The 25,198-nt window shown below is 65.1% G+C and carries 23 protein-coding genes; 16 read left to right on the forward strand and 7 right to left on the reverse strand.

The window, feature by feature from the left end; all coding sequences use genetic code 11:
- The first annotated feature begins 85 nt into the window (after window positions 1-85).
- The 4 genes from ACO06X_RS16270 to ACO06X_RS16285 all read left to right on the forward strand — a co-directional run bounded on the left by ACO06X_RS16270 (window position 86) and on the right by ACO06X_RS16285 (window position 6,331).
- Window positions 86-1,042: a hypothetical protein gene (locus ACO06X_RS16270; protein WP_421837250.1), complete on the forward strand. Its 957-nt coding sequence runs from the start codon at window positions 86-88 to the stop codon at window positions 1,040-1,042.
- A gap of 98 nt (window positions 1,043-1,140) precedes the next feature.
- Window positions 1,141-3,174 (forward strand): alpha/beta hydrolase family protein, encoded by a 2,034-nt coding sequence (locus ACO06X_RS16275; RefSeq protein ID WP_421837251.1) that lies wholly within the window; start codon window positions 1,141-1,143, stop codon window positions 3,172-3,174.
- Between the two features lie 40 nt (window positions 3,175-3,214).
- A complete protein-coding gene (locus ACO06X_RS16280) occupies window positions 3,215-4,501 on the forward strand; it encodes an amidohydrolase family protein (RefSeq protein WP_421837252.1) in 1,287 nt (428 codons plus the stop codon).
- Between the two features lie 72 nt (window positions 4,502-4,573).
- Window positions 4,574-6,331: an N-acyl-D-amino-acid deacylase family protein gene (locus tag ACO06X_RS16285; protein WP_421837253.1), complete on the forward strand. Its 1,758-nt coding sequence runs from the start codon at window positions 4,574-4,576 to the stop codon at window positions 6,329-6,331.
- Window positions 6,332-6,513: 182 nt separating this feature from the next.
- On the opposite strand, the gene ACO06X_RS16290 is transcribed toward ACO06X_RS16285, so the two are convergent.
- Entirely contained in the window at window positions 6,514-6,822 is a 309-nt protein-coding gene (locus tag ACO06X_RS16290; RefSeq protein WP_421837254.1) for a hypothetical protein, read from the reverse strand.
- A gap of 490 nt (window positions 6,823-7,312) precedes the next feature.
- On the opposite strand from ACO06X_RS16290, the gene ACO06X_RS16295 reads away from it, so the two are divergent.
- From ACO06X_RS16295 to ACO06X_RS16305, 3 genes are all read left to right on the forward strand, one after another.
- On the forward strand, window positions 7,313-7,906 hold the full coding sequence (locus ACO06X_RS16295) for a TIGR02594 family protein (protein WP_421837255.1): 594 nt from the start codon (window positions 7,313-7,315) through the stop codon (window positions 7,904-7,906).
- 39 nt (window positions 7,907-7,945) lie between these two features.
- Window positions 7,946-8,425, forward strand: coding sequence for a DUF2314 domain-containing protein (locus ACO06X_RS16300; RefSeq protein ID WP_421837256.1), 480 nt, complete (start codon window positions 7,946-7,948; stop codon window positions 8,423-8,425).
- Between the two features lie 246 nt (window positions 8,426-8,671).
- Window positions 8,672-9,268, forward strand: coding sequence for a hypothetical protein (locus tag ACO06X_RS16305; RefSeq protein WP_421837257.1), 597 nt, complete (start codon window positions 8,672-8,674; stop codon window positions 9,266-9,268).
- A gap of 143 nt (window positions 9,269-9,411) precedes the next feature.
- On the opposite strand, the gene ACO06X_RS16310 is transcribed toward ACO06X_RS16305, so the two are convergent.
- Together ACO06X_RS16310 and ACO06X_RS16315 are read right to left on the reverse strand one after the other, a co-directional pair.
- Entirely contained in the window at window positions 9,412-10,302 is an 891-nt protein-coding gene (locus tag ACO06X_RS16310; RefSeq protein ID WP_421837258.1) for a DUF808 domain-containing protein, read from the reverse strand.
- 81 nt (window positions 10,303-10,383) lie between these two features.
- Window positions 10,384-11,184, reverse strand: coding sequence for a GDSL-type esterase/lipase family protein (locus tag ACO06X_RS16315; RefSeq protein ID WP_421837259.1), 801 nt, complete (start codon window positions 11,182-11,184; stop codon window positions 10,384-10,386).
- Between the two features lie 109 nt (window positions 11,185-11,293).
- Here ACO06X_RS16315 and ACO06X_RS16320 point away from each other — a divergent pair, with 109 nt between their 5' ends.
- The gene (locus ACO06X_RS16320) at window positions 11,294-12,820 is read left to right on the forward strand and encodes an amidase (protein WP_421837260.1); all 1,527 of its coding nucleotides are present in this window, start codon (window positions 11,294-11,296) and stop codon (window positions 12,818-12,820) included.
- A 6-nt stretch (window positions 12,821-12,826) separates the two neighbouring features.
- Here ACO06X_RS16320 and ACO06X_RS16325 read toward each other — a convergent pair whose 3' ends face one another.
- The gene (locus ACO06X_RS16325) at window positions 12,827-14,746 is read right to left on the reverse strand and encodes a potassium transporter Kup (protein WP_421837261.1); all 1,920 of its coding nucleotides are present in this window, start codon (window positions 14,744-14,746) and stop codon (window positions 12,827-12,829) included.
- 105 nt (window positions 14,747-14,851) lie between these two features.
- Here ACO06X_RS16325 and ACO06X_RS16330 point away from each other — a divergent pair, with 105 nt between their 5' ends.
- Entirely contained in the window at window positions 14,852-16,183 is a 1,332-nt protein-coding gene (locus tag ACO06X_RS16330) for a DUF4118 domain-containing protein (RefSeq protein ID WP_421837262.1), read from the forward strand.
- On the opposite strand, the gene ACO06X_RS16335 is transcribed toward ACO06X_RS16330, so the two are convergent.
- From ACO06X_RS16335 to ligK, 3 genes are all read right to left on the reverse strand, one after another.
- Window positions 16,168-17,052 carry an amidohydrolase family protein gene (locus tag ACO06X_RS16335; protein WP_421837263.1) on the reverse strand — a complete coding sequence of 295 codons (885 nt, stop codon included), beginning with the start codon at window positions 17,050-17,052 and terminating at the stop codon, window positions 16,168-16,170. The genes ACO06X_RS16330 and ACO06X_RS16335 overlap by 16 nt on opposite strands.
- A gap of 114 nt (window positions 17,053-17,166) precedes the next feature.
- Entirely contained in the window at window positions 17,167-18,237 is a 1,071-nt protein-coding gene (locus ACO06X_RS16340; protein ID WP_421837264.1) for a 4-oxalomesaconate tautomerase, read from the reverse strand.
- Entirely contained in the window at window positions 18,230-18,904 is a 675-nt protein-coding gene (gene ligK, locus ACO06X_RS16345; RefSeq protein WP_421837265.1) for a 4-carboxy-4-hydroxy-2-oxoadipate aldolase/oxaloacetate decarboxylase, read from the reverse strand. The genes ACO06X_RS16340 and ligK overlap by 8 nt, the downstream gene beginning before the upstream one ends.
- Before the next feature lie 104 nt (window positions 18,905-19,008).
- On the opposite strand from ligK, the gene ACO06X_RS16350 reads away from it, so the two are divergent.
- The 7 genes from ACO06X_RS16350 to ACO06X_RS16380 all read left to right on the forward strand — a co-directional run bounded on the left by ACO06X_RS16350 (window position 19,009) and on the right by ACO06X_RS16380 (window position 25,176).
- Window positions 19,009-20,163, forward strand: a complete 1,155-nt coding sequence (locus tag ACO06X_RS16350; RefSeq protein WP_421837266.1) for a LysR family transcriptional regulator — start codon at window positions 19,009-19,011, stop codon at window positions 20,161-20,163.
- A gap of 62 nt (window positions 20,164-20,225) precedes the next feature.
- Window positions 20,226-21,047 (forward strand): DUF1932 domain-containing protein, encoded by an 822-nt coding sequence (locus ACO06X_RS16355; RefSeq protein ID WP_421837267.1) that lies wholly within the window; start codon window positions 20,226-20,228, stop codon window positions 21,045-21,047.
- Window positions 21,044-22,069 (forward strand): amidohydrolase family protein, encoded by a 1,026-nt coding sequence (locus ACO06X_RS16360; RefSeq protein ID WP_421837268.1) that lies wholly within the window; start codon window positions 21,044-21,046, stop codon window positions 22,067-22,069. Before ACO06X_RS16355 ends, ACO06X_RS16360 begins: the two co-directional genes overlap by 4 nt.
- Window positions 22,066-22,488, forward strand: a complete 423-nt coding sequence (ligA, locus tag ACO06X_RS16365) for a protocatechuate 4,5-dioxygenase subunit alpha (protein ID WP_298164788.1) — start codon at window positions 22,066-22,068, stop codon at window positions 22,486-22,488. The genes ACO06X_RS16360 and ligA overlap by 4 nt, the downstream gene beginning before the upstream one ends.
- A gap of 1 nt (window position 22,489) precedes the next feature.
- On the forward strand, window positions 22,490-23,335 hold the full coding sequence (locus tag ACO06X_RS16370) for a class III extradiol dioxygenase subunit beta (protein ID WP_421837269.1): 846 nt from the start codon (window positions 22,490-22,492) through the stop codon (window positions 23,333-23,335).
- Window positions 23,336-23,433: 98 nt separating this feature from the next.
- Complete coding sequence (locus ACO06X_RS16375) at window positions 23,434-24,375, forward strand: Gfo/Idh/MocA family oxidoreductase (RefSeq protein WP_421837270.1); 942 nt, start codon at window positions 23,434-23,436, stop codon at window positions 24,373-24,375.
- A gap of 12 nt (window positions 24,376-24,387) precedes the next feature.
- Window positions 24,388-25,176, forward strand: a complete 789-nt coding sequence (locus ACO06X_RS16380) for a CmcJ/NvfI family oxidoreductase (protein ID WP_421837271.1) — start codon at window positions 24,388-24,390, stop codon at window positions 25,174-25,176.
- Window positions 25,177-25,198 lie beyond the last annotated feature (22 nt).

Here is a 25,198-nt window from a genome sequence, read left to right on the forward strand (position 1 = left end):
GGCTCCTGCGGCCTAACCCACCCTCGACCCCTCCCGCAAGCGGGAGGGGCGTGCGGCTCCGGACAATTCCCGCTATGCTCGCACCATGCCGCTGACACCTGCCGAAATTGCCGCCACGCCCGATCACTTTCTCCATTCCTTCGAAGGGGCGGACGCGGTGATCGTGCCGATGGACCGGGCGGCCTATGCACGCTCGATCTTTCTTGATGCGCGGATTTCTCCGGCGCGAGACGGCGCGGCACGGGTCGGCGCGGCACGGCTGGCCGAGGTAGCGCCACCACCGCGCACCACCGCGTGGATCTTTCATGTCGCACACTGCGGCTCCACCCTGCTGGCGCGCGCGCTGGAGGCGATCTCGCCCGGCCTCGTGCTGCGTGAACCGATGGCGCTGCGCCAGCTGGCCTTTGCGCCTGATGCGGAGCGGCTGGGGCTGGTGCTTGCCATGCTTTCCCGGCGTTATGGCGGGGTCGAGCCGACGCTGATCAAGGCGAACGTCCCGGTCAATGCGCTGCTGCCAGCCATTGCCGCCGCCGATCCGGCTGCGCCCGCAGTCCTGCTCTACCTCGGCCTTGATGACTATGCGCTCGCGGTCCTGCGTAGTCCGCAGCATCGCGGCTGGGTGCGCGATATCGCGGCGCGGTTTGCGGGTGTGGCGCCAGGGGCGAACGATGCGGAGTGCCTCGCCGCGCTCTGGCTGTGGCAGATGCGCGCCTTCGCCGCCACGCTCGCCGCGCTGCCGCAGGCCTGCACGCTCGATGCCGAACGGTTCTATGCGGATCCCGCCGCCACGCTTGCTGCGTTGGCTCCCCGGCTTGGCCGGCAGGCCGATCCGGCGCGGATTGCCGAAGTGGCGGACGGGGCGCTGTTCAGCACGTATTCCAAGCGGCCTGGGCTCGCGTTCAGCAATGCCGCCCGGCTTGAACGGCGCGCGGCCTTGCAGCGCGAACTCGCCGGCGAACTGGCGCAAGTCCGCACGGCGGCGCAGCGCGCCGCGCCCGATCTGGCGGATCTTGAAGCACGTATGGGTGCCGCAGAGGTCTGACGAAACAAGCCGTCCCGCCAGTTTGGACCCTGTCCGGGCTTGAGCCTCCCGCGCACTCAGCCTAGCCTCCCGCTTCGATGCAGGTACGCGGGGGCGTCATGAAAAAGGTATCGGGTTACGGCAGGTTGGGGCTGCGTGCGGCGCGCGCGCTGTTCGCCATAACGGCGGCACTGGCGCCCGTTTCGGCATTTGCTGCCGATCCCCCCACTGCCGCACCTGCTCCCACATCCGCAGCCGCGCCTGCCGTAGCAAAGGTTCAGGCTGGCCCACCGGAGAAGATCCCGACCGCGATCCTTTCGGCGCTGCCGTTCCTTTCCTCCCCGCGCCTTTCGCCGGATGGCAAGCGGATCGCGGCCTATGTCACGATGAAGGGGCAGAAGCTGCTGGGCTTCTTCACGCCCGAGACCGGTGAGACGAAGCTCCTCAATCCTGGTGCCTCGCTCGATTTCAACTGGTTCCGCTGGGCCGGCAATGGCCGGGTGCTGTTCAGCGTGGGCAAGACTGTCGACTGGGAAGGCGACGATGCCTGGCAGACGCGGCTCGTCGTCTACGATGTCGCGACGAGCGAACAGCGCTTTATCGGCGGCAAGACCGAAGGCCTGATCGGCGATGACGTGCTCTGGGTCGATCCCGAAGGCAAGTCGATCCTCCTTGCCTTCCAGCAGACCATCTACGACTACCCGAGCGCTTCCACGATCGATCTCGCCACGAACAAGGCAAAGCAGGTCGTGGCCCCGCGTGACGGGCTGTGGGACTGGTACGCCGATGACAAGGGCGTGGTGCGCGCGGGCTTCGTCTTCGGCGACAGCAGCTGGAAGATGATCTACCGCGCCAAGGACGGCGAGGGCTTCCGCACCGTGGTGCGCGCCGGCAACGATGATGACGAGGCCGGGTTCGATGCGTTCCGCATCTACCAGGGCAGCGACGATGGCTACCGGATCATGCTCAACGAGGCGACCGGCCGCTACGCGCTGTGGCGCTTCAACTTCGCGACGCGCAAGCGCGGTGAGATGGTGTTCGAGGCGCCGGGCGTCGATATCGACGATTTCGATACGCAGTTCGATGGTGCCAATCTCTATGCCGCCTGGTTCACCGATGATCGCCCGCGCGCGCACTGGTTCGATGCCGAACTTGCCAAAGTGCAGGACGCCATCGACCAGGCCGTGACCGGCGCGGTGGGCGACCGCATGGCGACCATTGTCAGCTACTCGCGGGATCGCGCCCGCATGCTCGTGCACATCGGCGGGTCCAACGATCCGGGCCGCTATTATGTGTTCGATCAGGCCGCCGGGATCATGCAGCTCTTCGCGCAGGCCAACGAGAAGCTGAAGCCCTCGCAACTCAGCCCGACGCGCTACACGTCCTACAAGACGCGCGACGGGCTCGCTGTTCCCGCCTACCTCACCCTGCCGAAAGGCCGCAAGGCGAAGAACCTTCCGCTGGTCATCCTGCCGCACGGCGGGCCCTATGATGTGCGCGATGATGGCACCTTCGATGTCGACGTGCAGTTCCTCGCCAACCGGGGGTATGCGGTGCTGCAGCCCGAATTTCGCGGCTCGGGCGGCTATGGCAAGGCGTTCTACGAAAAGGGCGAGGGCCAGTGGGGCCGCGCCATGCAGGACGATCTCGACGACGGGATGGACTGGCTGGCAAAGCAGGGCACGATCGATCCCAAGCGGGTGTGCATCGTTGGCAGCTCCTACGGTGGCTACGCTGCGCTGTGGGGTGCGGTGCGCAATCCGGAGCGCTATCGCTGCGCGGCCAGCTTTGCGGGGATTTCCGACCTCAAGCGGCAGCTCAAGTACCAGATCACGTTCAAGATCTCGAAGCGGTACCGCAAGGATTGGCGCAAGACGGTGCAGGGTGACGAAACGTTCGACCTCACCACCGTCTCGCCGCTCTATGCGATCGACAAGCTCAAGGTGCCGCTGCTGATCGTGCATGGCGATGCGGACCAGCGCGTGCCCTACAAGCAATCGAAGCTCTATGCGGATGCCCTGGCCAAGGCTGGCAAATCCTATGAGTTTGTCACGATGAAGGGGGAAGGCCACGGGTTCTCGAGCGATGCCAACCAGCAGCTCTGGCTCGACAAGCTCGAAGCCTTCCTCGCGAAGTACAACCCGGCGTCCTGAGCACTCGCCAAGTCGGTGCGGATGGGGCAGGATACCGTGCATGATCCGTGTACTTCTCGCCGCCGCAATCGGCCTTGCCGCCACTGCCCCTGCCGCCACACCTGTCCATGCCGAAACGCTCTATGTCCGGGCCGGGCACCTCGTTGATCCGGAAGCCGGTGCAGTGCTGGGCGCGCGTCTGCTGCGGGTGGAGGATGGCCGCGTGGCTGCGGTGCTGCCCGATGGCCCCGCACCGAAGGGCGCGAAGGTGGTTGATTGGTCTGCCTTCACCGTCCTGCCGGGCCTCATCGATTGTCACGTCCACCTGGCCGACACCGGGCAGACCGCCAACGTGGCGGAACCGCTGCTCCATTCGCCGATGGAGATCGCCTATATCGGCGCGCGCAATGCCCGCACCACGCTGATGGCGGGCTTCACCACGGTGCACGATGTCGGGTCTTTCCGCGCCTTCGCCGATGTCGAACTGCGCGAGGCGATCAATCGCGGCGATGTGATCGGGCCGCGCATGCAGGCCGTCGGCGCCTATGTCACCGTGCCCGGCGGCGGCGGGGAAGTGACCGGCTTCTCGCCCGAGGTGCGCATTCCGGAGGATATGCGTGCCGGCGTAATCACCGATGCGGCGGACGCGCGGGCCAAGGTCAACTACTTGTTCCAGCACGGCGCGGACTCGATCAAGCTCATCGCCACCGGCGCGGTGCTGGCGAGCGGCACCGAGGCCGGCCAGCAGGAACTGACCGAGGACGAGATGCGCGCAGCGGTCGAAGTTGCCGCCACACGCAAGTCGTGGGTTACTGCCCATGCCCACGGCGCGGCCGGGATCAAGGCCGCGATCCGCGCCGGGGTGCGCGCGATCGAACACGCCAGCCTGATCGATGATGAAGGCATCGCGCTCGCCAAGGCCAAGGGTGTCTGGCTCGACATGGATATCTACAACGGTGACTACATCGCCGATGTCGGGCGCAAGGAGCACTGGCCAGAGAACTACCTGCGCAAGAACGACGAGACGACCGAGGCGCAGCGCCTGGCCTTCCGCAAGGCAGTCAAGGCGGGCGTGAAGCTCTCGTTCGGCACCGACGCCGGGGTCTATCCGCACGGCGAGAACGCGCGCCAGTTTGCCTATATGGTGCGCTACGGGATGACTCCGATGCAGGCGATCCAGTCTGCCACCACCAGCGCGGCGGAACTGATGGGCTGGAGCAAGGACGTCGGCGCGCTTTCGGCCGGGCATTTTGCCGACATGATCGCGGTGCCGGGCGATCCCACTGCCGATATCACCGTGCTGCAGAAAGTGGCCCACGTGATGAAGGGTGGCGAGGTGGTGCGCTGAGACTTTTGTGGGGGGCGCCGCGCGGCGCCTTGCCCTAGCCTTGGTGCAAATGGTGTTCGAGGAGAGAGCCTGATGCACGACGTGATTATCCGCGGCGGCAAGATCGTCGATGGTTCGGGCGCCGCGCCGTTCATTGGCGACCTTGCGTTCAAGGACGGTGTGATCACCGAAATTGGCGCCCGGATCTCCGGCGCGGCGGCGCGCGAAATCGATGCCGAAGGCCATATCGTCACGCCCGGCTGGGTGGACATCCACACGCACTATGATGGCCAGGTCAGCTGGGATGATGAGCTCGCGCCCTCCTCGCACAACGGCGTGACGACGGTGGTGATGGGTAACTGCGGCGTGGGCTTCGCACCGGTGCGCCCCGGGCAGGAGAAGGAACTGATCGAGCTGATGGAGGGGGTGGAGGACATCCCCGGCACCGCGCTCTACGAAGGGATCGAGTGGGGGCGTTGGGAGAGTTTCCCCGAATACATGGATTACATCGCCTCGCGCCACTACGCGATCGACGTGGGCGCGCAGATCGCGCACGGCGCGGTGCGGTATTACGCGATGGGCGAGCGCGGGCGGACCAACGAGGATGCGACGCCGGACGAAATCGAACGGATGGCCGATCTCGTCGAGGAAGCGGTGGCGGCGGGCGCAGTGGGCTTTTCCACTTCGCGCACCATCGGCCACCGCGCGCTGTGGGGGGAACCGGTGCCGGGGACTTTCGCGCCGGAGGAAGAACTGCTCGCCATTGCCCGCCGGTTCAAGAAGCTCGGCAAAGGGGTGATCGAGGCGATTCCGGCGGGCACGGTCGGCAAGCTGGAAGCGCTTGGCGGGGAACGCAGCGAGCCGCTGGCGGAGCTGGAGCTGTTCCGCCGCATCTCGGAGGAAAGCGGGCGGCCGCTGACCTTCACGCTGGTGGAAATCCGCGAATACGCGCCCGATCTGTGGCGCCAGATGCTGGACCGCTGCCGTGAAGCCAACGAAGGCGGCGCGCATCTGTTTCCGCAGGTGCCCTCGCGGATCATCGGGTTCATCCACGGCCTCAGCAGCTATCACGCCTTCATGCGGCGGCCGACTTACCTCGAGAAGCTCGCGCATTTGCCGCTGGCCGAACGGGTGCAGGCGATGCGTGATCCGGCCATCAAGGAGCAGATCCTTTCGGAGCGCGATGTGCCGCATGAGGCGCCGGGTTCGATGCAGAACGTTTACGGCCTGTTCCGCCGGGGCGCTGCGAGCCTCTATCCGCTGACCGAGCCGATCAATCTGGAGGCCGAAAAGTCCGCCTCGATCGGCGCGAGGGCGAAGGCCGAGGGGCGCGATGCGCTGGAGTATCTTTACGACGTGATGCTGGAGGACGAGGGCCGCAGCTTTCAGGCGCTGACGCGCGATAACCAGCCAAAGAGCCTTGCCGTGCTGGAGGAAATGCTGCGCCATCCGGATACGGTGACCGGGCTCAGCGATGCGGGCGCGCATGTCACGCTGATCTGCGATGCGACGATGCCGACGACCCAGCTCAGCTACTGGACCCGCGACCGCAAGAGCGGCCCGGTGCTGCCGCTGGAATTCCTCGTCCACAAGCAGACCGCGCGCAATGCCGCGCTCTACGGTTTCAAGGACCGCGGGCTGCTGCAGCCAGGCAAGCGCGCGGACATCAACGTGATCGACTACGCGGGGCTGACGGTTTCCCCCCACGTGGCCCACCACGATCTGCCGGCAGGTGGCACGCGGCTGATGCAGCCGGTCAAGGGCTACAGGGCCACGTTCTGCAACGGCGTGATGATCCGCGAGAACGATGCCGATACCGGCGCGCGGCCAGGGCGGCTGGTGCGCAGCTAGGCAGTCTTGGTGCGGGACAAGTTGACACGGTTGACACTGTCCTGAGCGGAAACTTTCAACCCCGGTGCAGCGCTTTCGCAACGCCGCTTCGGGGCAGGAATGGCTGATTCGCGGGGCATTTGGGGATCATGCCGCAAGGGCATGGCTGTAGGACAGCGCTTTATAAATAACAGACGCGTCTGTTATTTATAAAGCGCATTGTCGAGCGCAAGATGGCCGTTCGGAAATAGTCTATGGGCCCGACTGGCCGTAGGCCGTGCATAAGGCCCGAATCCGCCGGTATCCTGATCCTGATAATCGTAAACGGAGACCACTGCGGAATCGCTTCCCCGCTCAATGCGGAAGGTCATGTTCTGGCCGACATTGCAGACGCTTTTCCCGCAATTGGCATAGTCTTCCCCGCCGCTGTGGCATCCCCACCACGAGGTATCGGCCGAGGCAGGAGATGCACTCAGCGCAAGCGCGATCAGACTGCAGCAGGCGATTTTCATTCTGATAACCTCGACAAGAAACAACGGTCGGGCGAGTGTAGTGGCCGTCTGCGCACGCTCACAAGGGTTGTGAATAACAATTGCCTCCAAATTGGCTCGTTTTACTTCTCGCCATTGTGTGATTTTGATTTATTTGTTTTGATATGTCCCGCAAGGCAGAATCAAAATCTATCTATTGGCGGAATTTCCATTTGTATAATTGGCCTGAAATTTCCTGCTCAAATCGCTTCTCTCGGGGACGGCGGAGCATTCGTGGCAGCTGTTCTCGCTGGGCGACAGGCGCGGTGCGAATTGAAATTTCGGGGGATGACTCCGGTGGCGGAGCGCACTTTCATGCGTTCGCTCAAGTCTAGTATACTTAACATCCTCTTAAGGAATGATAGTAACTTTGGATTTATCGTAGATCATCCGGCGTGGAACTATATTGCAATTGACACCTGAAATCGCTTCCATGATCATCAAGTGAACAATTGTATTGGAAGGGGGTGTCATGTTTCCGCAAAATTTTCCAAATGAATACTCCTGGCTCAAGAATATCGGCGTACTGCCGAGGGTTCTGCAGGAAGCCATTCCGCTTTACGGCACTGCAGAAGTGATCGGAACGGGGAGCAGCAAGACTATTCTTTCATGGCGTGACACGCTGAATCAGAATGGGGTCAAGATTTCCGGCTATTCGGATGACGGCGTGCCCTGGTGCGGGCTTTTCGCCGCCTACGTTGCCTTCAAGGCTGGAAAGGCCGTGGTCGATGATCCGCTCTGGGCGCTCAACTGGGCCAAGTTCGGTGATCCGGTCGCGCGGCGCGGCACTGATGGCAAACTTTCCGGCGTAGATGGGCGCAAGCCGTCGCTGGGCGACGTGCTGGCCTACAAGCGGCCGGGCGGCGGCCATGTGAACTTCTACATCGGCGAGACGGCCACCCACTTTGTCGGGCTGGGCGGAAACCAGAGCGATCAGGTCAACATCAAGGCCATTCCGAAGGCGCAGTGCGTTGCGGTGCGGCGGCCGCTGATGACCAGCCCGCCTGCATCGATGAAGCCGATCCAGCTTGCCAGATCCGGTGAGATCGCGGGCAACCTCGCCTGACAGGAACTGGAGCGGTTTGCTCGCGCAGCGGAGCGGGTCATGTCTGCCATTCTGGGCTGCGCGATTGCCGCGCTTGTCGTCTATTGCCTGTACCGGTTCCGGGCGCCGACCGTGGGGGTTGCGTTTGACCGGAACGATCCGCGCCTGCTTGCCGCCAAGCGGCAGGCGCAGGCGGCCTTGCCGTCATTCTGGACGGCGCTTGAGGCGCTTAATCCGGATGATGATGACTTCGCGCTGAAGTTCAATTTGCTCCATGGCAGGGACAGCCCATACAACGAATCGATCTGGGCCGGCGATATCGTGCGGCGCGATGGGCGCATCTTCGGCAGGCTGCGCAATCGGCCGGTGAGCGAGGGGTTTGCCGAGGGAGACGAGGTCGAAATTCCGCCGGGTGCGATTGACGACTGGAGCTACTATCATGGCGGCGTGGCGCAGGGGCACTTTGTGACCCGGGTGATGATCGAGAGTGCGCCGACCCGCGTCGCGCGCCAGCAGAAGAAGGCGCTGGGCTGGGATTGAGTTTTTGAGGGCTGCGGCGTTCTGGCCCGAGATCCCGACGGCGAGGGCCATGACGGGTTTTGTGCGCCGGGCAGGCGGTAGCCGGGCGGACGCTTGAAGTGCTGCCATTGATCTCACACAGCAAATATCGATCGGGATGCGAGTTAACGATCCATTTGTAATCCAAAACTATTTGGGAGAATCTGCATTCATTGTGATAGGTATTAGTCCCGTGGCAGATTCGAAGCTCTGCATGCAGGAGGTTTTATGGCATTCTGGAACGACTTGGGCAGCTTTAGCGGCGTAACCACCATGGATCTCGATCTGGATGGCGCGCTTGGCAACGCTCAGAATCAGCAGAGTGCTCACCGTGGGAAGCAACAGATGATTGCTGTTACGAACGGCAATCAGACAAGAATTTATACAAAGAACGAGGCGCCTGCGGGTGGTGTTCGAAGTGAGGCGACAGTCTATTGGCTGCCATGGTCTGGTGAGCCCGGCAAAGGCGCGATCACCGAAGCAACCTGGGAAGCGATCGAGAAAAGTGAAGCGCAGTATATCCTCACTTCCAAGTTTACGGGCTGCCGCCTTGTTGTCGATGATATCGGGGTAAGCCACGTTGCTTACGGTGCAGGCAATGCCGTTCCTGCAGCCACCACTTCCGCTGACCGTGATCGCGCCGAGGGCGCTTCAAGGTTGGCAAGAAGACATCGTAGAACCATGTCCTTTTCGGCGGGGGCAGCGGTCGTTTACGATATAAATGGATATGCAATTGCCATTGGATATCGGGATGCAAGCTATAGATGGAAATTTCGCGTCTATCGCGTTGATGGATTTGGAGCCAGGAGATGGGACTTGTTCTGACGAGCGATGAGAGTTGTCAGCAAAACCAAGCGCAATGATGACGTGTTAAAGTTTCAACTGCTGGCGAAGGCTGCAACCCGCTTGACCTCGCGACTGTAAGGCGCACGCCTCCTTCTCGCATTTCGGCCGGGCCGCGCTTTACCTCAGCCCGCCTTTGCGCCCTTCACAAGGTGCACCGCGCCGACGATGACACTGCCGAGCGCGAGCCCGATGAGGCCGCAGATGGCGACGTCTGCCAGCCAGGCGGCCGCGCCTTCGTGCAGGCCGACCCATTCGGCGGGGTGGGCGCCAGCGGAATGGACGATGATCTGGCCGCCGACCCATAGCATGGCGGCCGTGCCGATGGTGGCGAGCGCGGTGAGGACCTTGGGCATGGCCTGCACCAGTGCGCGGCCCAGCGCGCGGGTTGCCCCGTATCTGCGCTTGGCGAGATTGAGACCGATATCGTCCATCTTCACGATCAGCCCGACGACCCCGTAGACCATGGCGGTGATCGCGATGGCCACGATCACCAGCGCAGCGGCGCGCAAGGGCAGCCCCTCGGCAGCGACTTCATTGAGCGCGATGACCATGATCTCGCCCGAAAGGATGAAATCTGTGCGGATCGCGCCCTTGACCATGGTTTCTTCATGGCCGGGCTCGACGAGTTCCTCAGCCTCGGCGGCGAGGTCTTCCTTGTGGGTGAGCGCGTGGATCACCTTTTCCGCGCCTTCGAAGCACAGGAACGCGCCGCCCGCCATCAGGATGGGGGTGATCGCCCATGGCAGCAGCACCGAGAGCGCGAGGATGACCGGGGTGATCACGGCCAGCTTGTTGAACAGCGATCCGCGCGCGATGCGCCAGATGATCGGCAGTTCGCGGTCTGCGGTGAAGCCGGTGACATAGCGCGGGGTGACGGCGGTATCATCGACCACCACGCCGGCGGACTTGACCGCCGCTTTGCCCGCCGCCGCGCCGACATCATCGAGCGAGGCGGCGGCGATCTTTGCGATGGTGGCGATGTCGTCGAGAAGGGCTGCTAGTCCGCCGGGCATGGAATTTCCTGTTGCTTGCCAGCCAGACGGTAGCGGGGGCGCAGGGGCGAGGGCAAGCGGTGAAAAGGGGGCGAGCGCGCGCTAGCCCGCGCGCAGGAAGGCCACGATGCGATCGCGCCAGACGCGGTAGCCGGCCTGGCTGGGGTGCAGGCTGTCGTTGAACAGTTCGCGGCGCTGGGCCCCGGTTTCGTCCACGAAGCCGGGGTAGAGATCGAGGTAGCGCATGTTGGCGCCCTTCTCCGCCATGGCCGCCAGCGCCGCATTGACCGGCTGCACGAGCTCGCGGTTCTTGGCCGGATCGTCGGTGGGGAGCAGCGATTGCACCACGATCTGGGCGGACGGCTTGCGCTCGCGGATCCGGGCTACGGTTGCGGTGACACCGCGCACAATGCTCTCCACCGCAGGCTTTTCGGCATCGAACGAATTGTTGATCCCAAGCAGCAGGAACACCCGGTCGGGCTGCAGGTCGGCGCGGTCGAGCCAGCCTTCGCCGCCGGCGGACGCGGGCTGGAGGCGGTGGAGCACATGCTCGATCCGATCACCCGAGACGCCGAGATTGAGCGCGGTCCAGGCAGGGTTGGCACCGCCGAAGGTCTCATCCCACACCGCGCGCCCGCAGAACTTGCCGGGGAACCAGGGGTTGGCGTCGAGATGCCAGAAATCGGTGATGGAATCGCCGACGAAGACGAGGCGGATGGACTTCAGGCTTTCGGGCGCGGCGACTTGGCGGGCGATATCGGCGGCGCGGACCTGCCAGTAATCGACCCGTGCTGCGGGGGTTTCGGAGATGAAGCGCTGCGGGGCTTGCGCAAGGGCGCCGCCGGGAAGGGAGAGCGCAAGGCCCGCCGCGAGCAGTGCGGCCAGGATCGAACGGGGGGGCATCAGGCGGCTCTCCGGTTTGGGTTTGGCGCAGCGTAACCATCCGGCTGGTGCGCGCAATGCAATAGCGGCGCCCCTTGCCATCGGGTGTGGGAGGCGGTTCTATGCGGGGATGATCGACACCCCGCGCCTGACACGGCGGTCCGCACTGGCGCTTGGCGCCGCTTCTGCTGCCATTCTGGCGGAGGCGCGGGCTGCGCCGGTGCCTGCGGGGCCGATCACCGGGCTTGCCGCGCACCGGCTGGCGGCGATGATCGCGGGGCGGGAGGTGTCGTCCGCCGAAGTGACCGGGGCTTTTCTGGACCGGATCGAACGGCTCAATCCCGCGGTGAACGCGATCATCGGCATGCCGGAGCGCGCCGGGCTGATGGCGCAGGCAGCGGCGGCGGATATGGCGGTCAAGGCGGGCGGGCCGCTCGGCGCGCTGCACGGGCTGCCGCATGCGGTGAAGGATCTTTCGGCGGTGGCGGGGCTGCCCTGGACCATGGGTTCGCCGATCTTCCGCGATCAGGTGGCGAAGGCCGATGGGCTGATGGTGGAGCGGCTGCGGCGGGCGGGCGTGGTCTTTGTCGGCAAGACCAATTCGCCCGAGTTCGGGCTTGGCAGCCATACCTACAATCCGGTGTGGGGGACGACGCGAAATCCCTGGGACCTGACGCGGTCCGCAGGCGGGAGCACCGGGGGTGGGGCGGTGGCGCTGGCGCTCGATCTGGTCCCGCTGGCCGATGGCAGCGATTATGGCGGATCGCTCCGCAATCCGGCGGGGTGGAACAGCGTGTTCGGCCTGAGGCCAAGCCTTGGGCGCGTGCCGGGGGATGGGCCAGATGACTGGCTGACCTCGATGGGGGTGGCCGGGCCGATGGCGCGGTCTGTGGCCGATCTGGCGCTGCTGCTTTCGGTGCAGGCGGGATACGATGCGCGCAAGCCGATGATGCTGGAGGGCAGCGGCGAGGTCTTCCGCAGCGTGCAGGGCGAGGGGATGAAGGGCAAGCGCATCGGCTGGGCGGGCGATCTGGGCGGCGCGGTGCCTTGTGAGCCGGGGGTGCTGGAGACCTGCCGCAAGGCGCTCGCGCGGTTCGAGGCGATGGGCGCGGTGGTGGAGGATGCCGTGCCCGATTTCCCGGTGGAGCAGGCGTGGCAGGCCTTCGTGAAACTGCGGCACTGGCAGCAGGGCGGCAATCTGCTGGCGCTCTATCGCGATCCGGCGAAGCGCGCGCTGCTGAAGGAGGCGGCGGTGTGGGAAGTGGAGGGGGGCCTTGCGCTATCGGCCTTCGACGTGAACGCGTGGAGCACGGTGCGCAGCGGGTGGAGCCGGGCGGTGCACAAGCTGTTCCAGCGCTATGATTACTGGGTCATGCCGACTTCGCAGCTGTTCCCGTTTCCGGCGGAATGGGCTTACCCCAAGGCGATCGCCGGGCAGGAGATGCGGACCTATCACGAGTGGATGAAGGCGACCTGCCTCGTTACGCTTTCGGGCTGTCCGGTGGTGGCGGTGCCGGCGGGATTCGGGCCTCAGGGCTTGCCAATGGGGCTCCAGATCGCCGCGCCGGTGCATGAGGATGCGGCGTGTCTGGCGGCAGCGGCGGCGTGGGAGGCGGTGAGCGGCGACATCCTCTCGCGGAGGCCGCCGCTCGCCTGAGGGGGCCTAGATCCTCAGCTGACTCCCCAGTTCGACCACGCGGTTGGTGGGGAGCTTGAAGAAGTCCATCGCGCTTTCGGAAACCTTGAGCATCCACGCGAAGAGGCGTTCGCGCCACAGCGCCATGCCGGGGACAGCGCAGGAGGCGATGAGCTTCTGGCGGCTGAGGAAGTAGCTGGTGTGGAGCGGCTCGAAGGCAAGGTCGGTGCCGGTGCAGGCATCGGCAAGGTCGCGCGGGATGTCCGGATCTTCCATGAAGCCATAGTGGAGGATGGCCCGGTAGAAGCCGTGGCCTTCGGCATGGAATTCCGCGCGGCGGGCGGAGTTGACCTGCGGCACGTCTTCCACCTGCACGGTGAGCAGCACGACGCGTTCGTGAAGCACCTGATTGTGCTTGAGGTTGTGGAGGAGCGCAGCGGGCAGCGCTTCGGGCGAGGCGGAGAGAAACACCGCGGTGCCGCGCACGCGGTGGACCGTGGTGGCGACCGACTGGATGAAGACGGCTAGGGGCAGGCTGTCCTCCAGCATGCTGGCGCGCATCAGGCGGCGACCGGTCGACCAGGTGGTGAGCACGGTGAAGATGATCAGGCCGACGAGGAGCGGGAACCACGCGCCCTCGAACAGCTTGGCAAGGCCCGAGGCGAGCAGCACCGAATCGACCGCGACGAACGTGACGAAGCCCAGCACGCCCTGCCAGCGCGGGGTGTGCCAGATGCGGAAGACGACGACAAATTGCATCAAGGTGGTGATCAGCATGGTGCCGACAACGGCGAGGCCATAGGCGGGCAGCATCGCGGCGGAGGCCTGGAAGCCGATGACAAGCACGGCGACCATGAACGCGAGCGCCCAGTTGATTGCGGGCACATAGATCTGGCCCTGCGCGTGCGAGGACGTGTGGAGGATGCGCAGACGCGGCAGGAAGCCGAGCTGGACGGCCTGCTGGGTGACCGAGAACGCGCCCGAGATGACCGCCTGGCTGGCGATGATCGTGGCGAGCGTGGCGATCACCAGCAACGGGATGGTGAGCGAGGGCGGGACCATGTGGAAGAACGGATTGTCGATGAATTCGGGGTGCTGGATGAGCATCGCGGCCTGCCCCATGTAGTTGATCATGAGCGCCGGCACGCAGATCACGAGCCATGCCATGGTGATCGGGATGCGGCCGAAATGGCCCATGTCCGCATAGAGCGCCTCGGTGCCGGTGATCGCGTAGACGATGGCGCCCAGCGAGAGGAACGAGAACAGCGGGTGGGCCTGAAAGTAGCTTACCATGTAGAGCGGATTGAGCGCGGTGAGCACGGCAGGGTGCTGGGCGATATGGTAGCCGCCCATCGCCGCGATCACCGCGAAGTAGATCAGCATGATGGGGCCGAACAGGCGGCCGACGTTCTCGGTACCGCGCCGCTGGATGGCAAAGAGGCCGGTAAGGATGGCGAGCGCGATCCACACGATCCACGGCTTGAACGCAGAGCTGACGACGCCGAGACCCTCGACCGCGGAGATGACCGAGATGGCGGGCGTGAGCATCGCATCGGCGAAAAACAACGCGGTGGCGAACAGCGCGCCGGTGAGCAGCCAGCGCTTGGGCGCCTTTTCGCCCAGCTGGCGGTGGATCAGCGCATAGAGCGCAAGGCTGCCGCCTTCGCCCTTGTTGTCGCAGCGCATGACGATGAAGACATATTTGATCGTGACGACGAAGACGAAGAGCCAGAAGATCAGGCTGACGATTCCGTAAAGATCGGTGATCGATGTGGTCAGCCGGTAGCGCGGATCGAGCGTGGCCTGCAGCGCATAGAGCGGGCTGGTGCCGATATCGCCGAACACCACGCCGAGCGCACCGAGGGTGAGCGCGGCGCGGCTGGTGCCTCGCGGCGGATTGTCGGAGTCGGATGAGGCCATCTGGACGGCCGGTTCTGGCTGTGTCATGCCGCTGCAAATGCGCCCGAGGGGCATTAAGTTTCCATGTGGATTACTGGCGTGCGGCAAGACGGGGGGCACGACTTTGCGGCAAGCCGCGCGTAGTATGGCGCGATGAGCCCGCTGGCCATCCAACGCGTTGCCGCGCCGCGCCCGGGGCCCCGCCTGTCCTGGCTGGGGCTGGGTGTGCTGCTCGCGATGTTCGTGCTCGTCACGGGCATCGGGCTTGCGATGGTGGCCTACTGGGGGCGGGCACCGGTCGTGCTGCTCTACCTTCCGCCGGTGCTTGCAGCGGCCGCCTTTGCCGGGCGCTGGCAAGCCCTGATGGCGGCGGTGGCGGCGACGCTGGCCTACAATTTCTTCTTCACCGCGCCGACCTATACCCTGCTGATCCACGATCCGGGCGATCTGTTGACGGTGGCCATGCTGCTGATGGTGGGGCTGGTGACTAGCCATCTGGTGACCTCGCTACGAGTGCAGGGCGAGCTTGCGGCCTTCCACGCGAGCCGCAACGCCACGATTGCCGGGTTCGCGCGGCGGCTGCTTTCCTGCGCCGACGAGGCCGCGATTGCCGCGGTGACGGCGGGCGAACTGGCGCGGATCCTCGATTGCCATGTCTGCGTGGTGGCGGGGCGGCCAGAGGCGCGGCTGCTGGCGGGAGCGGACCGGCTGACCGAAGCGGACCTCGCCGTGGCCGAGCAGGCCTTGGGTAGCGGCGCGCCGACCGGTCGGCACATTGCCGGCGGCAGCCTGACCGACTGGCAGTTCCATCCGGTGCGCGCGGCGGACGATACTTTGGCCGCAGCGGGCCTTGCGCGCAGCGATGGCATGCCGCCGGTGGAAGGGGAGGCGCTATCGCTGCTGGGGAACCTGCTCGATCAGGTGGCGCTGGCGCTGGAGCGGGCGCGGCTGGAAAGCGTGGGGCGCGAGAATGTGGTGCTGCGCGAACGCGATGACCTGCGCTCGGCGCTGCTCGGTTCGATCGGGAGCGATATCCGGCCGCGCCTGCACGGGATCGCTGCGGGCCTGCGCAAGCTGCAGCGCGCGGGCGAGGCGGATAGCGAGGTGCTGCACGAGATTGCGGGAGAGACTGCACGGCTCACCGGCTTCATCGACAATCTGGCCGATCTCGATCTGGCGCAGAATCAGGACCCGGTGGTTGTTGGCGAGGTTGCCATCGATCTCTACCGGCGGACAGTGACGCTGGGCGGCGAGGCGGTGCATCTGACACCCAAGGAATTCGCGGTCCTGGCCGAGCTGGCGCGCAATGCCGGGCGTGTGCTGACGCACCGCTACCTGCTGCGCGCGGTGTGGGGGCCGGCACATGAGGACCATGTCGATTACCTGCGCGTCGCGGTGAGCGCGCTGCGCAGGAAGCTGGGCGATCAGGTGATCCTCAACGAGCCGGCGGTGGGCTATCGCCTTGCCGTTCAGTCCGCCCAGTAGAGCCGCATCGGGTTGTCGATGAGGAGCTTGCGCTGCAATTCCTCGGTGGGCGCGATGCGCGGGATCATGTCGACAAGGTGGCCGTCGTCCGGGATCTCGGTGTCCATGTTGGGATGCGGCCAATCGGTGCCCCAGAGGCAGCGGTCGGGATAGTCTGCCACGAGCGGGGCGACCGCCTGCGCGAAGGCATCCCACGGATCGCCCGCGCCGCCTTCCTTGATGGCGTCCAAACGGTCCGGGCAGGTGGCCTTGAACCAGATATCCTCGCGGCTGTTCAGAAAGGCGCGGAAGGCCTTCATGTCTGCGCCATCCGGGCCCTGGCGCACATCGGGGCGGCCCATGTGGTCGATGACGAGGGGGACCCGGATCGCGTCCATGAAGGGGCGCAGTTCCTCGAGGATATCGGCCTCGAAATAGATCACCACGTGCCAGCCTGCGGGCAGGCGCCGGGCGACTTCGAGGAACTTGTCCTTCGGAGCATCATCGACGAGGCGCTTGAGGAAATTGAAGCGGATGCCGCGAATGCCGCCTGCGTGGAGGGCGTGAAGCTCGGCTTCCGAGATGGCGGGATCGACGACGGCGACGCCTCTTGCGCGGCCATTGGACTTCGCGATGGCATCGAGCGTGGCGGCGTTGTCCGTGCCGTGGCAGCTGGCCTGGACGATCACGTTCCTCTCGAAACCGAGGTGATCGCGCAGGGCGAACAGCATGTCTGGCCCGGCGTCTTCGGGGAGGTACTTGGCCTTCGCGCTGAAGGGGAACTCAGCCATCGGGCCAAAGACGTGGCAATGCGCATCGACCGCGCCGGGGGGCGGGGTGTAGCGCGGCTTGCTGGGGCTTGCGTGCCAGCTGGTGATGCGGTTGGTCATTGTATTCCTTCCGTCGCGATGTGGTCCTTCGACAGGCTCAGGACGAGCGGATGTTGTTCTGGTTTTGCTTCAACCCCGCTCGTGCTGAGCTTGTCGAAGCATGCTTGCGCGGCATCAGCCGTAAACAATTCCATCCATCAACTTGCGCGCGGTGCGCAGGAGGGCGGCGGTGCGGACGGCGCCGGTCTCATCGGTTTCGAGGACGCAGCTCATTTCGCCAGTGGGGTGCTCGACCGAGAGGAGCTTGCGCGCGCCTTCGGGGATTTGCGCCACTTCGGCGGCGGGGGAGCCGGGGATGAGGCACGCGGTCGCCACGCTGACCGCGCCGAGGACGCCGATGGTGGCGTGGGCGCGGTGGGGGATGAAACTGCGCACGGTGACCGCGCCGCCGTGCCGGGGCGGGGCGACGAGCATCATCTTGGGGACGGACTTGGCGGTGACATCGCCGAGGTTCATCATGGGGCCGACGATGAGGCGGATGGCTTCGATTTTCGCCTTGAGGTCTGCGGCGTTGTCGAGCCAGTCGCGATCTTCGTAGCCGGTTATGCCGACATCTTCCGCCTTCATCACGACGCAGGGCATGCCGTTGTCGATGAGGGTGACGGGGACGCCATTGATCACGTCGACCGCGTTGCCAGTGGGGAGCAGCGCGCCGCAGGAGGAACCGGCGGTATCGCGGAATTCGAGCGGGACCGGTGCGTGGCTGCCGGGGACGCCGTCGATTTTGGCGTCGCCGTTGTAGGTGACCAGACGACCATTTGGGCCGCCGGGCGTGCAGACGGTGGCGACGGCGACTTGCCCGGTGTTTTCCATGTAGATGGCGACGCGGGTTTCATCGCCGGTGGCCGCGACGAGGCCGCGTTCGATGGCAAAGGGGCCGATCCCGGCGAGGATATTGCCGCAGTTTTGCGCATCGGTGACGATGGCTTTGTCGACGAAGACCTGCAGGAAGAGGTAGTCGACGTCGATGCCTTCGCGGGTGGATTTCGAGACGACCGCGACTTTGCTGGTGAGCGGATCGGCGCCGCCCATGCCGTCGATCTGGACGGGATCGGGGCTGCCCATCATCGCGAGGAGGAAGGCATCGCGGGTCGCGGTGTCTTGCGGCAGGTCGTCCTTGAGGAAGTAGCCGCCCTTGGACGTGCCGCCGCGCATCCACATGCAGCGTATGCCGGTTTCAGACATACTTGAGGCCTTCCTTTTCAAGGCGTTCGCGCATCTTGTACATGTCGAGGCCGAGGATGCCGGCGGCGAGCTTTTCGCGTTTTTCGCCCTCGTTGGCTTCGCGGGCCTGCGCGGCTTTGAGCACGGCTTCGGCGTTGGCGCGGGGGACAATGCAGACGCCGTCGTCATCCGCCACGATCACATCGCCGGGGTTCACCAGCGCGTTCGCGCAGACGACGGGGACGTTGACGCTGCCGAGCGTGTTCTTGACCGTGCCCTGCGCATAGATCGCCTTGGACCAGACGGGGAAGTTCATTTCGGTGAGATCACGCACATCGCGCACGCCGGCGTCGATGATGAGGCCGCGGCAGCCGCGTGCGATGGCCGAGGTGGCGAGGAGGTCGCCGAAGTAGCCATCTTCGCACGGGCTGGTGGGGGCGAGCAGCATGATATCGCCGGCCTGAAGCTGTTCGATGGCGACATGGACCATCCAGTTGTCACCCGGGGGCGAACTGATCGTGACGGCGCTGCCGGCGATGCGCGCGCCGCGATAGATGGGCCGCATGTAGCTGGCGAGGAGGCCGGTGCGGCCCTGCGCTTCGTGGACGGTGGCGACACCGCAGGCGGCGAGGCCGTCGATCACCGCCGGATCGGCGCGTTCGATGTGCTGGACGACGATACCGGACATGCGCTGGCTCCCGCTGAAATGGTTCGGGCTTCCTTCGGCCCGGTCCGCGCGCGGGGCCAATGCAATGTTTGGCGCAGGGCATAAGGAAATGCTAAGGGAGTGTGGTGACTGAACCGGCCTACAATATCCGGCACTATGCCGCCTTTGCCGCGACAGTCCGGCATGGCAGCGTGACGCGCGCGGCGCGGGCGGTGAACCTGACACAGCCAGCGCTCACGCAGGCCATCGCGCGGCTGGAGGCGGAGCTGGGCTGCGCTTTGTTCGAGCGCGGTTCGGGCGGGATGACGCCGACGGAGCCCGCGCGGCTGCTGGCGCCGCGCGCGGAAGCGGCGATTGCGCAGATCGGTTCGCCAAGGGTGACGGGGACGCAAGTGCGGGCATTTCTGGCCCTGGCGCGCAGCGGTTCCTATGCTGGGGCGGCGGAGGCGACGGGGCTATCGGCGGCATCGCTGCACCGCGCGGTGGCCGATCTGGCCGTGGCGCTGGGGCAGCGGCTGGTAGACAAGCGCGGGCGTTCCATTCTGCTGACCCCGCAAGGTGAGCGGCGCGCGCGCGGGTTTGGCCTGGCGATGGCGGAACTGCGCAGCGGGCTTGCCGAAGTGGCGGCGTGGCAAGGCAAGGCGGCGGGGCGGATCGTGGTGGGGGCGATGCCGCTCAGCCGCGCGCGCTGGCTGCCGGAGACGATCCTGCGGTTTCATGCAGCGCATCCGGGGGTGGGAATCGCGGTGGTGGAAGGAAGCCACGCAGAGCTGGCGGGGCCGCTGCGCGATGGCGAGATCGATCTGATGCTGGGCGCACTGCGCGAGGCGGGTTTGCTGGAGGATCTGCGGCAGGAGCCGGTATTCGAGGACCGGCCACAACTTGTCATGCGCGCGGGCCATCCCTTGCTGGGCGAGGCGCAGCCGATGGGGCAGAGGTTGGCCGACTTCCCGTGGGTGCTGCCCGCGCGCGATACGCCGCTGCGCCAGTACTGGGAGGCGATGATGCGCAGCGCCGGGGCCGAGCCGCCGCCCGTTGAGATCGAGTGCGGATCGGTATTGACGGTGCGACAATTGCTGCTGGGATCGGATGCGTTGACACTGCTGAGTCCCGCGCAGTTGGCGGTGGAACTGGAGGCGGGGGTGCTGGCGACTTTGCCAACGCCCGCGCCGGTGCTGCGCCGGATCGGAATTACCACGCGCGAGGACTGGCGGCCCACCGCGCCGCAGGCAGCCTTCGTCGATCTGCTGCGTGCAGTCGCAGGTGGAGGTTTCGCATAATCTTATAGGATCGCCAAGAATTGCATTTGTTTGGCCCGCCCGCGCGCCGCAGGAGGGCGCGCATGGAGAGCACAATCGCCCTGATCGGCTATGGTGAGGCCGGATCGACCTTTGCCGAGGCAGCGGGCTGGGAAGCCGGGGCAGCGGCCTACGACGTGCTGCCCGCGCGGCGCAGCGCGATGGAAGCGGCGGGCGTGTTGGTCTGTGCGACCGCCAAATGCGCCCTTTCCGATGCTGATCTGGTGCTCTCGCTCGTCACGGCCGATGCGGCGCTGGCGGCGGCGAAGGACTATGCCGCGCTGCTGAAGCCGGGCGCCTTGTGGTGTGACATGAACTCTGTGGCGCCCGATACCAAGCGCGCGGCGGCGCGCGCGGTGGAAGCGGCAGGCGGGCGCTATGTGGATGTGGCGGTGCTGGCCCCGGTGAACCCCGCGCGGATGAATGTGCCGCTGCTGGTGGCGGGCGGCGCGGCGGACGAGGCTGCCGAAGCTCTGCGCGCGGTTGGTTTTGCCCATGTGCGCGTGGTGGGCAGTGAAGTGGGCCGGGCCTCGGCGATCAAGATGATCCGTTCGGTGATGGTCAAGGGGATCGAGGCGCTGACGGCAGAGATGATGCTGGCGGCGGATGCGGCGGGCGTGACCGACGAAGTGCTTGCTTCGCTTGATGCGAGCGAGAAGGCGCAGGGCTGGGCGAACCGGGCGGCCTATAATCTGGAGCGCATGACGACGCATGGGGCGCGGCGTGCGGCCGAGATGGAAGAGAGCGCCAAGACGCTGATCGGGCTCGGCGTGGAGCCGGTGATGACCAGCGGCACCGTGCGCCGCCAGCGTGAGATGGCCGGAAAGGCCGACTTGTTTTCGGAAAAGAGAGAAGCCGCGCAATGACGATGATCATCGACTGCCATGGCCATTACACCGTGCTGCCCAAGGCGCACGACGAGTGGCGCGAGGCGCAGAAGGCGGCGTTCAAGGCGGGCGAAGCCGCGCCGCCGTACCCCGACATTTCGGACGACGAGATCCGCGAGACGATCGAGGCGAACCAGTTGCGCCTGATCAAGGAACGCGGCGCGGACATGACGATCTTTTCGCCGCGTGCCAGCGCAATGGCACCGCATGTGGGCGACCAGTCTGTCGCGGTGCCGTGGGCGCGGGCCTGCAACGATCTGATCGCGCGGGTGGTGGGGCTTTACCCCGAGACGTTTGCGGGCGTGTGCATGCTGCCGCAATCGCCCGAGGCGGACCTGACCAGCTCGATTGCCGAGCTGGAGCGCTGCGTGACCGAGCTTGGCTTCATCGGCTGCAATCTCAATCCCGATCCCGGCGGCGGGCACTTCAAGCATCCGCCGCTGACCGATCCCTACTGGTTCCCGCTCTACGAGAAGATGGTCGAGCTGGACGTGCCCGCGATGATCCACGTTTCGGGATCGTGCAATCCGGCGATGCACGCGACGGGGGCCTATTACATTGCGGCGGATACCATCGCGTTCATGCAGCTGCTGGAAGGCGATCTGTTTGCCAAGTTTCCGACGCTGCGCTTCATCATCCCGCATGGCGGCGGCGCGGTGCCCTATCACTGGGGGCGCTATCGCGGGCTGGCGGACATGCTCAAGAAGCCCGATCTTTCGGGCCACCTGATGAACAACGTGTTCTTCGATACCTGCGTCTATCACCAGCCGGGGGTGAACCTGCTGGCCGAAGTGATCGAGACCAAGAACATCCTGTTCGGCAGCGAGATGGTGGGCGCGGTGCGCGGGATCGATCCGACGACGGGGCACTATTTCGATGACACCAAGCGCTATGTCGATGCGCTGCCGATCACGGACGAGGCGCGCCACGCGATTTTCGAGGGCAATGCCCGGCGCGTCTATCCGCGCCTCGATGCCAAGCTCAAGGAGATGGGCAAGTGACTGAAGCTGCCAAACCCGCTGCGGACATTCATGCCTATCTGGCGGAGCTGGAGGATATCCCCGGCACCCGCGTTTATACCGCCGCGCGGGCACGCAAGGGGTATCACATCAACCAGTTCGCGATGAGCCTGATGAAGGGCGACAACCGCGAGCGGTTCAAGGCGGACGAGCGCGCTTATCTGGATGAATGGCCGATTTCCGAGGAAGCCAAGGAAGCGCTGCTGAAGCGGGATTACAACACGCTGCTCGATCTGGGCGGCAATGTCTATTTCCTCTCGAAGCTGTTCTCGACCGATGGCCTCAGCTTTGCCGAAGCGGTGAGCACGATGACCGACATGACGTTCCCGGAATATCGGGACATGATGCTGAAGGGCGGGCGTTCCCCCATTGGCAATCGCTCCATTAAAGGAGGCTACTGAGATGGCGCGTTTGACTGCTGGCGTGGGTTCGAGCCACGTGCCGCTGCTGGGCGTGGCGGTGGATCAGGGCAAGACACGGGACGACTATTTCGGCCCGATCTTTGCCGGGTACGACTGGACCCGCGAGTGGGAGAAGGCCGAGAAGCCGGACGTTGTGATCCTCGTCTATAATGACCACGCGAGCGCCTTCGACATGAAGATCGTGCCGACTTTCGCGATCGGCTGCGGTGAGCATTACAAATCGGCAGACGAGGGCTGGGGCCCGCGCAAGGTGCCCGATGTGGAGGGCCATGCTGATCTCGCCTGGCATATCGCGCAGAGCCTGATCCTCGATGATTTCGACATGACGATCATCAACGAGATGGACGTGGACCACGGGCTGACCGTGCCGCTTTCGATGATGTTCGGCACGCCGGAGAAATGGCCGTGCAAGGTTGTGCCGGTGGCGGTCAATGTCGTGACCTATCCGGTGCCTTCGGGCAATCGCTGCTGGGCGCTTGGCGAGGCAATTGCCCGCGCCGTGGCGAGCTTTCCCGAGGATCTCAACGTGCAGATCTGGGGCACGGGCGGGATGAGCCACCAGCTGCAGGGGCCGCGTGCAGGCTTGCTCAACCGCGAGTGGGACAACAAGTTCCTTGATATGCTGGAGAGCGACAGCGACGCAGCGCGCTGGATCCCGCATATCGAATACCTGCGCGAGACCGGCAGCGAGGGCATCGAGATGGTGATGTGGCTGATCATGCGCGGCGCGCTGGGAAAGAAGGTGAAGACCTTGCACCGCCACTACCACATTCCGTGCAGCAACACGGCTATCGGACATATCGTGCTGGAGCCGGCTCCCGAATAAATGGGGACTGTCCCCTTTTTTGTATGTTAAAACAGAAGTTTGATTGCCATTTGGGCCTTTCCGGAAAATAGGGACTGTCCCCATTTTGTGAGGGTATGATGAGAATAGCACTCGCTGGTGCCGGCGCTTTTGGTGAGAAGCACCTTGATGGCCTTAAGAAGATCGAGGGCGTGGAAATCGTCTCGATCATCAGCCGCACGGCCGAACAGGCGGCGGCGGTGGCGGCCAAGTATGGCGCCAAGCATTCCTCGACCGAGCTGGACGATGCGCTGGCGCGCGATGACGTGGACGCGGTGATCCTGTGCACGCCGACGCAGATGCATGCCTCTCAGGCGATTGCCTGCATGACCGCGGGCAAGCACGTGCAGGTGGAGATTCCGCTGGCGGACAGCTGGGCGGACAGCGAGGCGGTGCTGGCCAAGGCGCAGGAAACCGGCCTTACCTGCATGGTCGGCCACACCCGGCGCTTCAATCCCTCGCACCAGTACGTGCATAACAAGATCACGGCGGGCGAATTCAACATCCAGCAAATGGATGTGCAGACCTACTTCTTCCGCCGCCGCAACATCAACGCCAAGGGTGAGGCGCGTTCCTGGACCGATCACCTGCTGTGGCACCACGCGGCGCACACGGTGGACCTGTTTGCCTATCAGGCGGGCAAGATCGTGAAGGCCAATGCGCTGCAGGGGCCGCTGCATCCCGAACTTGGCATCGCGATGGACATGTCGATCCAGCTGCTGAGCGAGACGGGCGCGATCTGCACATTGTCGCTCTCGTTCAACAATGACGGGCCGCTGGGCACGTTCTTCCGCTATATCGGCGATACCGGCACCTACATCGCGCGGTACGACGATCTGGTGAACGGCAAGGAAGAGCCGATCGACGTGAGCAAGGTCGACGTTTCGATGAACGGGATCGAGCTGCAGGACCGCGAGTTCATTGCCGCGATCCGCGAAGGGCGCGAGCCCAATTCGTCGGTCGGCAAGGTGCTCGATTGCTACCGCGTGCTGGGCGAGCTGGAGCAGCAGCTCAACGCATAAGAGGAGGCGCGGGTGGAGGCTTGGATTGCCTATTCGGGACGCACGTTTGCCCGCCCGCGCTACTACGCCAATGCGCATGAGCGCGATGAGGTGGAGATCGCGCCGGTCCTGATGCCGGTGCTGGATGGTCGCAGCGCCGGGACGGGGATCGACCGGGAGGGCTTCCAGATCGTTTCGCACCGGAGCGCGGTGCACGATTTCCGGGACCGCGAGGAAGTGGCGCGGGTCCACATGCGCGAGATCGAGGAACTGGTGCAGGCCGAGACCGGCGCGGACCATGTCCATGTCGGCGCGCCGGGGCTGCTGCGGTTCTCGGAGCGGTCTGGCCTCGCCGGCAGTCTCAACAATTCGATGCCGGCGCGCTTTGCGCATATCGACATTTCCGCTGTGACGGCGGCGCGGTTTGCGCAGGCGGGTGCGGGCGGGCGGCCCTTTGCCCGCTGCGCGCACTACAACGTATGGCGCGCGCTTTCGCCCGCGCCGCAGGATGTGCCGCTGGCGCTGTGCGATGCGCGCTCGCTGGCAGCGGACGATCTGATCGCGGCGGATGCGGTGTTTGACGAGCCGGGCAAGCCGGAATGGTCGTTCGAGGGGCTGGTGGTGGCGCACAATGCCGCGCATCGCTGGCATGCCTTCCTCGATCTGAACGCGGACGAGGCGATCCTGTTCAAGACCCACGACAGCGATCCGGCGCGGGCCATCCATGTGCCGCACGTGGCCTTCGATCTACCCGGCTGCCCCGCCGACGCGCCGCCGCGAGTGAGCATCGAGATGCGTGCAACGGCGTGGTGGTGGCGCTGAGGCAACAGTTTGTGCGTGAAAC

The sequence above is a fragment of the Novosphingobium sp. genome (assembly GCF_965229225.1).
GTDB lineage: Bacteria > Pseudomonadota > Alphaproteobacteria > Sphingomonadales > Sphingomonadaceae > Novosphingobium.

Coding starts and splice junctions, on each gene's coding strand:
- ACO06X_RS16355 (WP_421837267.1), top strand. CDS start 20,226: ATGGAGAGCACAATCGCCCTGATCGGCTATGGTGAGGCCGGATCGACC.
- ACO06X_RS16375 (WP_421837270.1), top strand. CDS start 23,434: ATGAGAATAGCACTCGCTGGTGCCGGCGCTTTTGGTGAGAAGCACCTT.
- ACO06X_RS16285 (WP_421837253.1), top strand. CDS start 4,574: ATGCACGACGTGATTATCCGCGGCGGCAAGATCGTCGATGGTTCGGGC.
- ACO06X_RS16325 (WP_421837261.1), bottom strand. CDS start 14,746: ATGACACAGCCAGAACCGGCCGTCCAGATGGCCTCATCCGACTCCGAC.
- ligK (WP_421837265.1), bottom strand. CDS start 18,904: ATGTCCGGTATCGTCGTCCAGCACATCGAACGCGCCGATCCGGCGGTG.
- ACO06X_RS16310 (WP_421837258.1), bottom strand. CDS start 10,302: ATGCCCGGCGGACTAGCAGCCCTTCTCGACGACATCGCCACCATCGCA.
- ACO06X_RS16275 (WP_421837251.1), top strand. CDS start 1,141: ATGAAAAAGGTATCGGGTTACGGCAGGTTGGGGCTGCGTGCGGCGCGC.
- ACO06X_RS16315 (WP_421837259.1), bottom strand. CDS start 11,184: ATGCCCCCCCGTTCGATCCTGGCCGCACTGCTCGCGGCGGGCCTTGCG.
- ACO06X_RS16295 (WP_421837255.1), top strand. CDS start 7,313: ATGTTTCCGCAAAATTTTCCAAATGAATACTCCTGGCTCAAGAATATC.
- ACO06X_RS16340 (WP_421837264.1), bottom strand. CDS start 18,237: ATGTCTGAAACCGGCATACGCTGCATGTGGATGCGCGGCGGCACGTCC.
- ACO06X_RS16300 (WP_421837256.1), top strand. CDS start 7,946: ATGTCTGCCATTCTGGGCTGCGCGATTGCCGCGCTTGTCGTCTATTGC.
- ACO06X_RS16270 (WP_421837250.1), top strand. CDS start 86: ATGCCGCTGACACCTGCCGAAATTGCCGCCACGCCCGATCACTTTCTC.
- ACO06X_RS16335 (WP_421837263.1), bottom strand. CDS start 17,052: ATGACCAACCGCATCACCAGCTGGCACGCAAGCCCCAGCAAGCCGCGC.
- ACO06X_RS16280 (WP_421837252.1), top strand. CDS start 3,215: ATGATCCGTGTACTTCTCGCCGCCGCAATCGGCCTTGCCGCCACTGCC.
- ACO06X_RS16320 (WP_421837260.1), top strand. CDS start 11,294: ATGATCGACACCCCGCGCCTGACACGGCGGTCCGCACTGGCGCTTGGC.
- ACO06X_RS16360 (WP_421837268.1), top strand. CDS start 21,044: ATGACGATGATCATCGACTGCCATGGCCATTACACCGTGCTGCCCAAG.
- ACO06X_RS16370 (WP_421837269.1), top strand. CDS start 22,490: ATGGCGCGTTTGACTGCTGGCGTGGGTTCGAGCCACGTGCCGCTGCTG.
- ACO06X_RS16330 (WP_421837262.1), top strand. CDS start 14,852: ATGAGCCCGCTGGCCATCCAACGCGTTGCCGCGCCGCGCCCGGGGCCC.
- ACO06X_RS16290 (WP_421837254.1), bottom strand. CDS start 6,822: ATGAAAATCGCCTGCTGCAGTCTGATCGCGCTTGCGCTGAGTGCATCT.
- ACO06X_RS16305 (WP_421837257.1), top strand. CDS start 8,672: ATGGCATTCTGGAACGACTTGGGCAGCTTTAGCGGCGTAACCACCATG.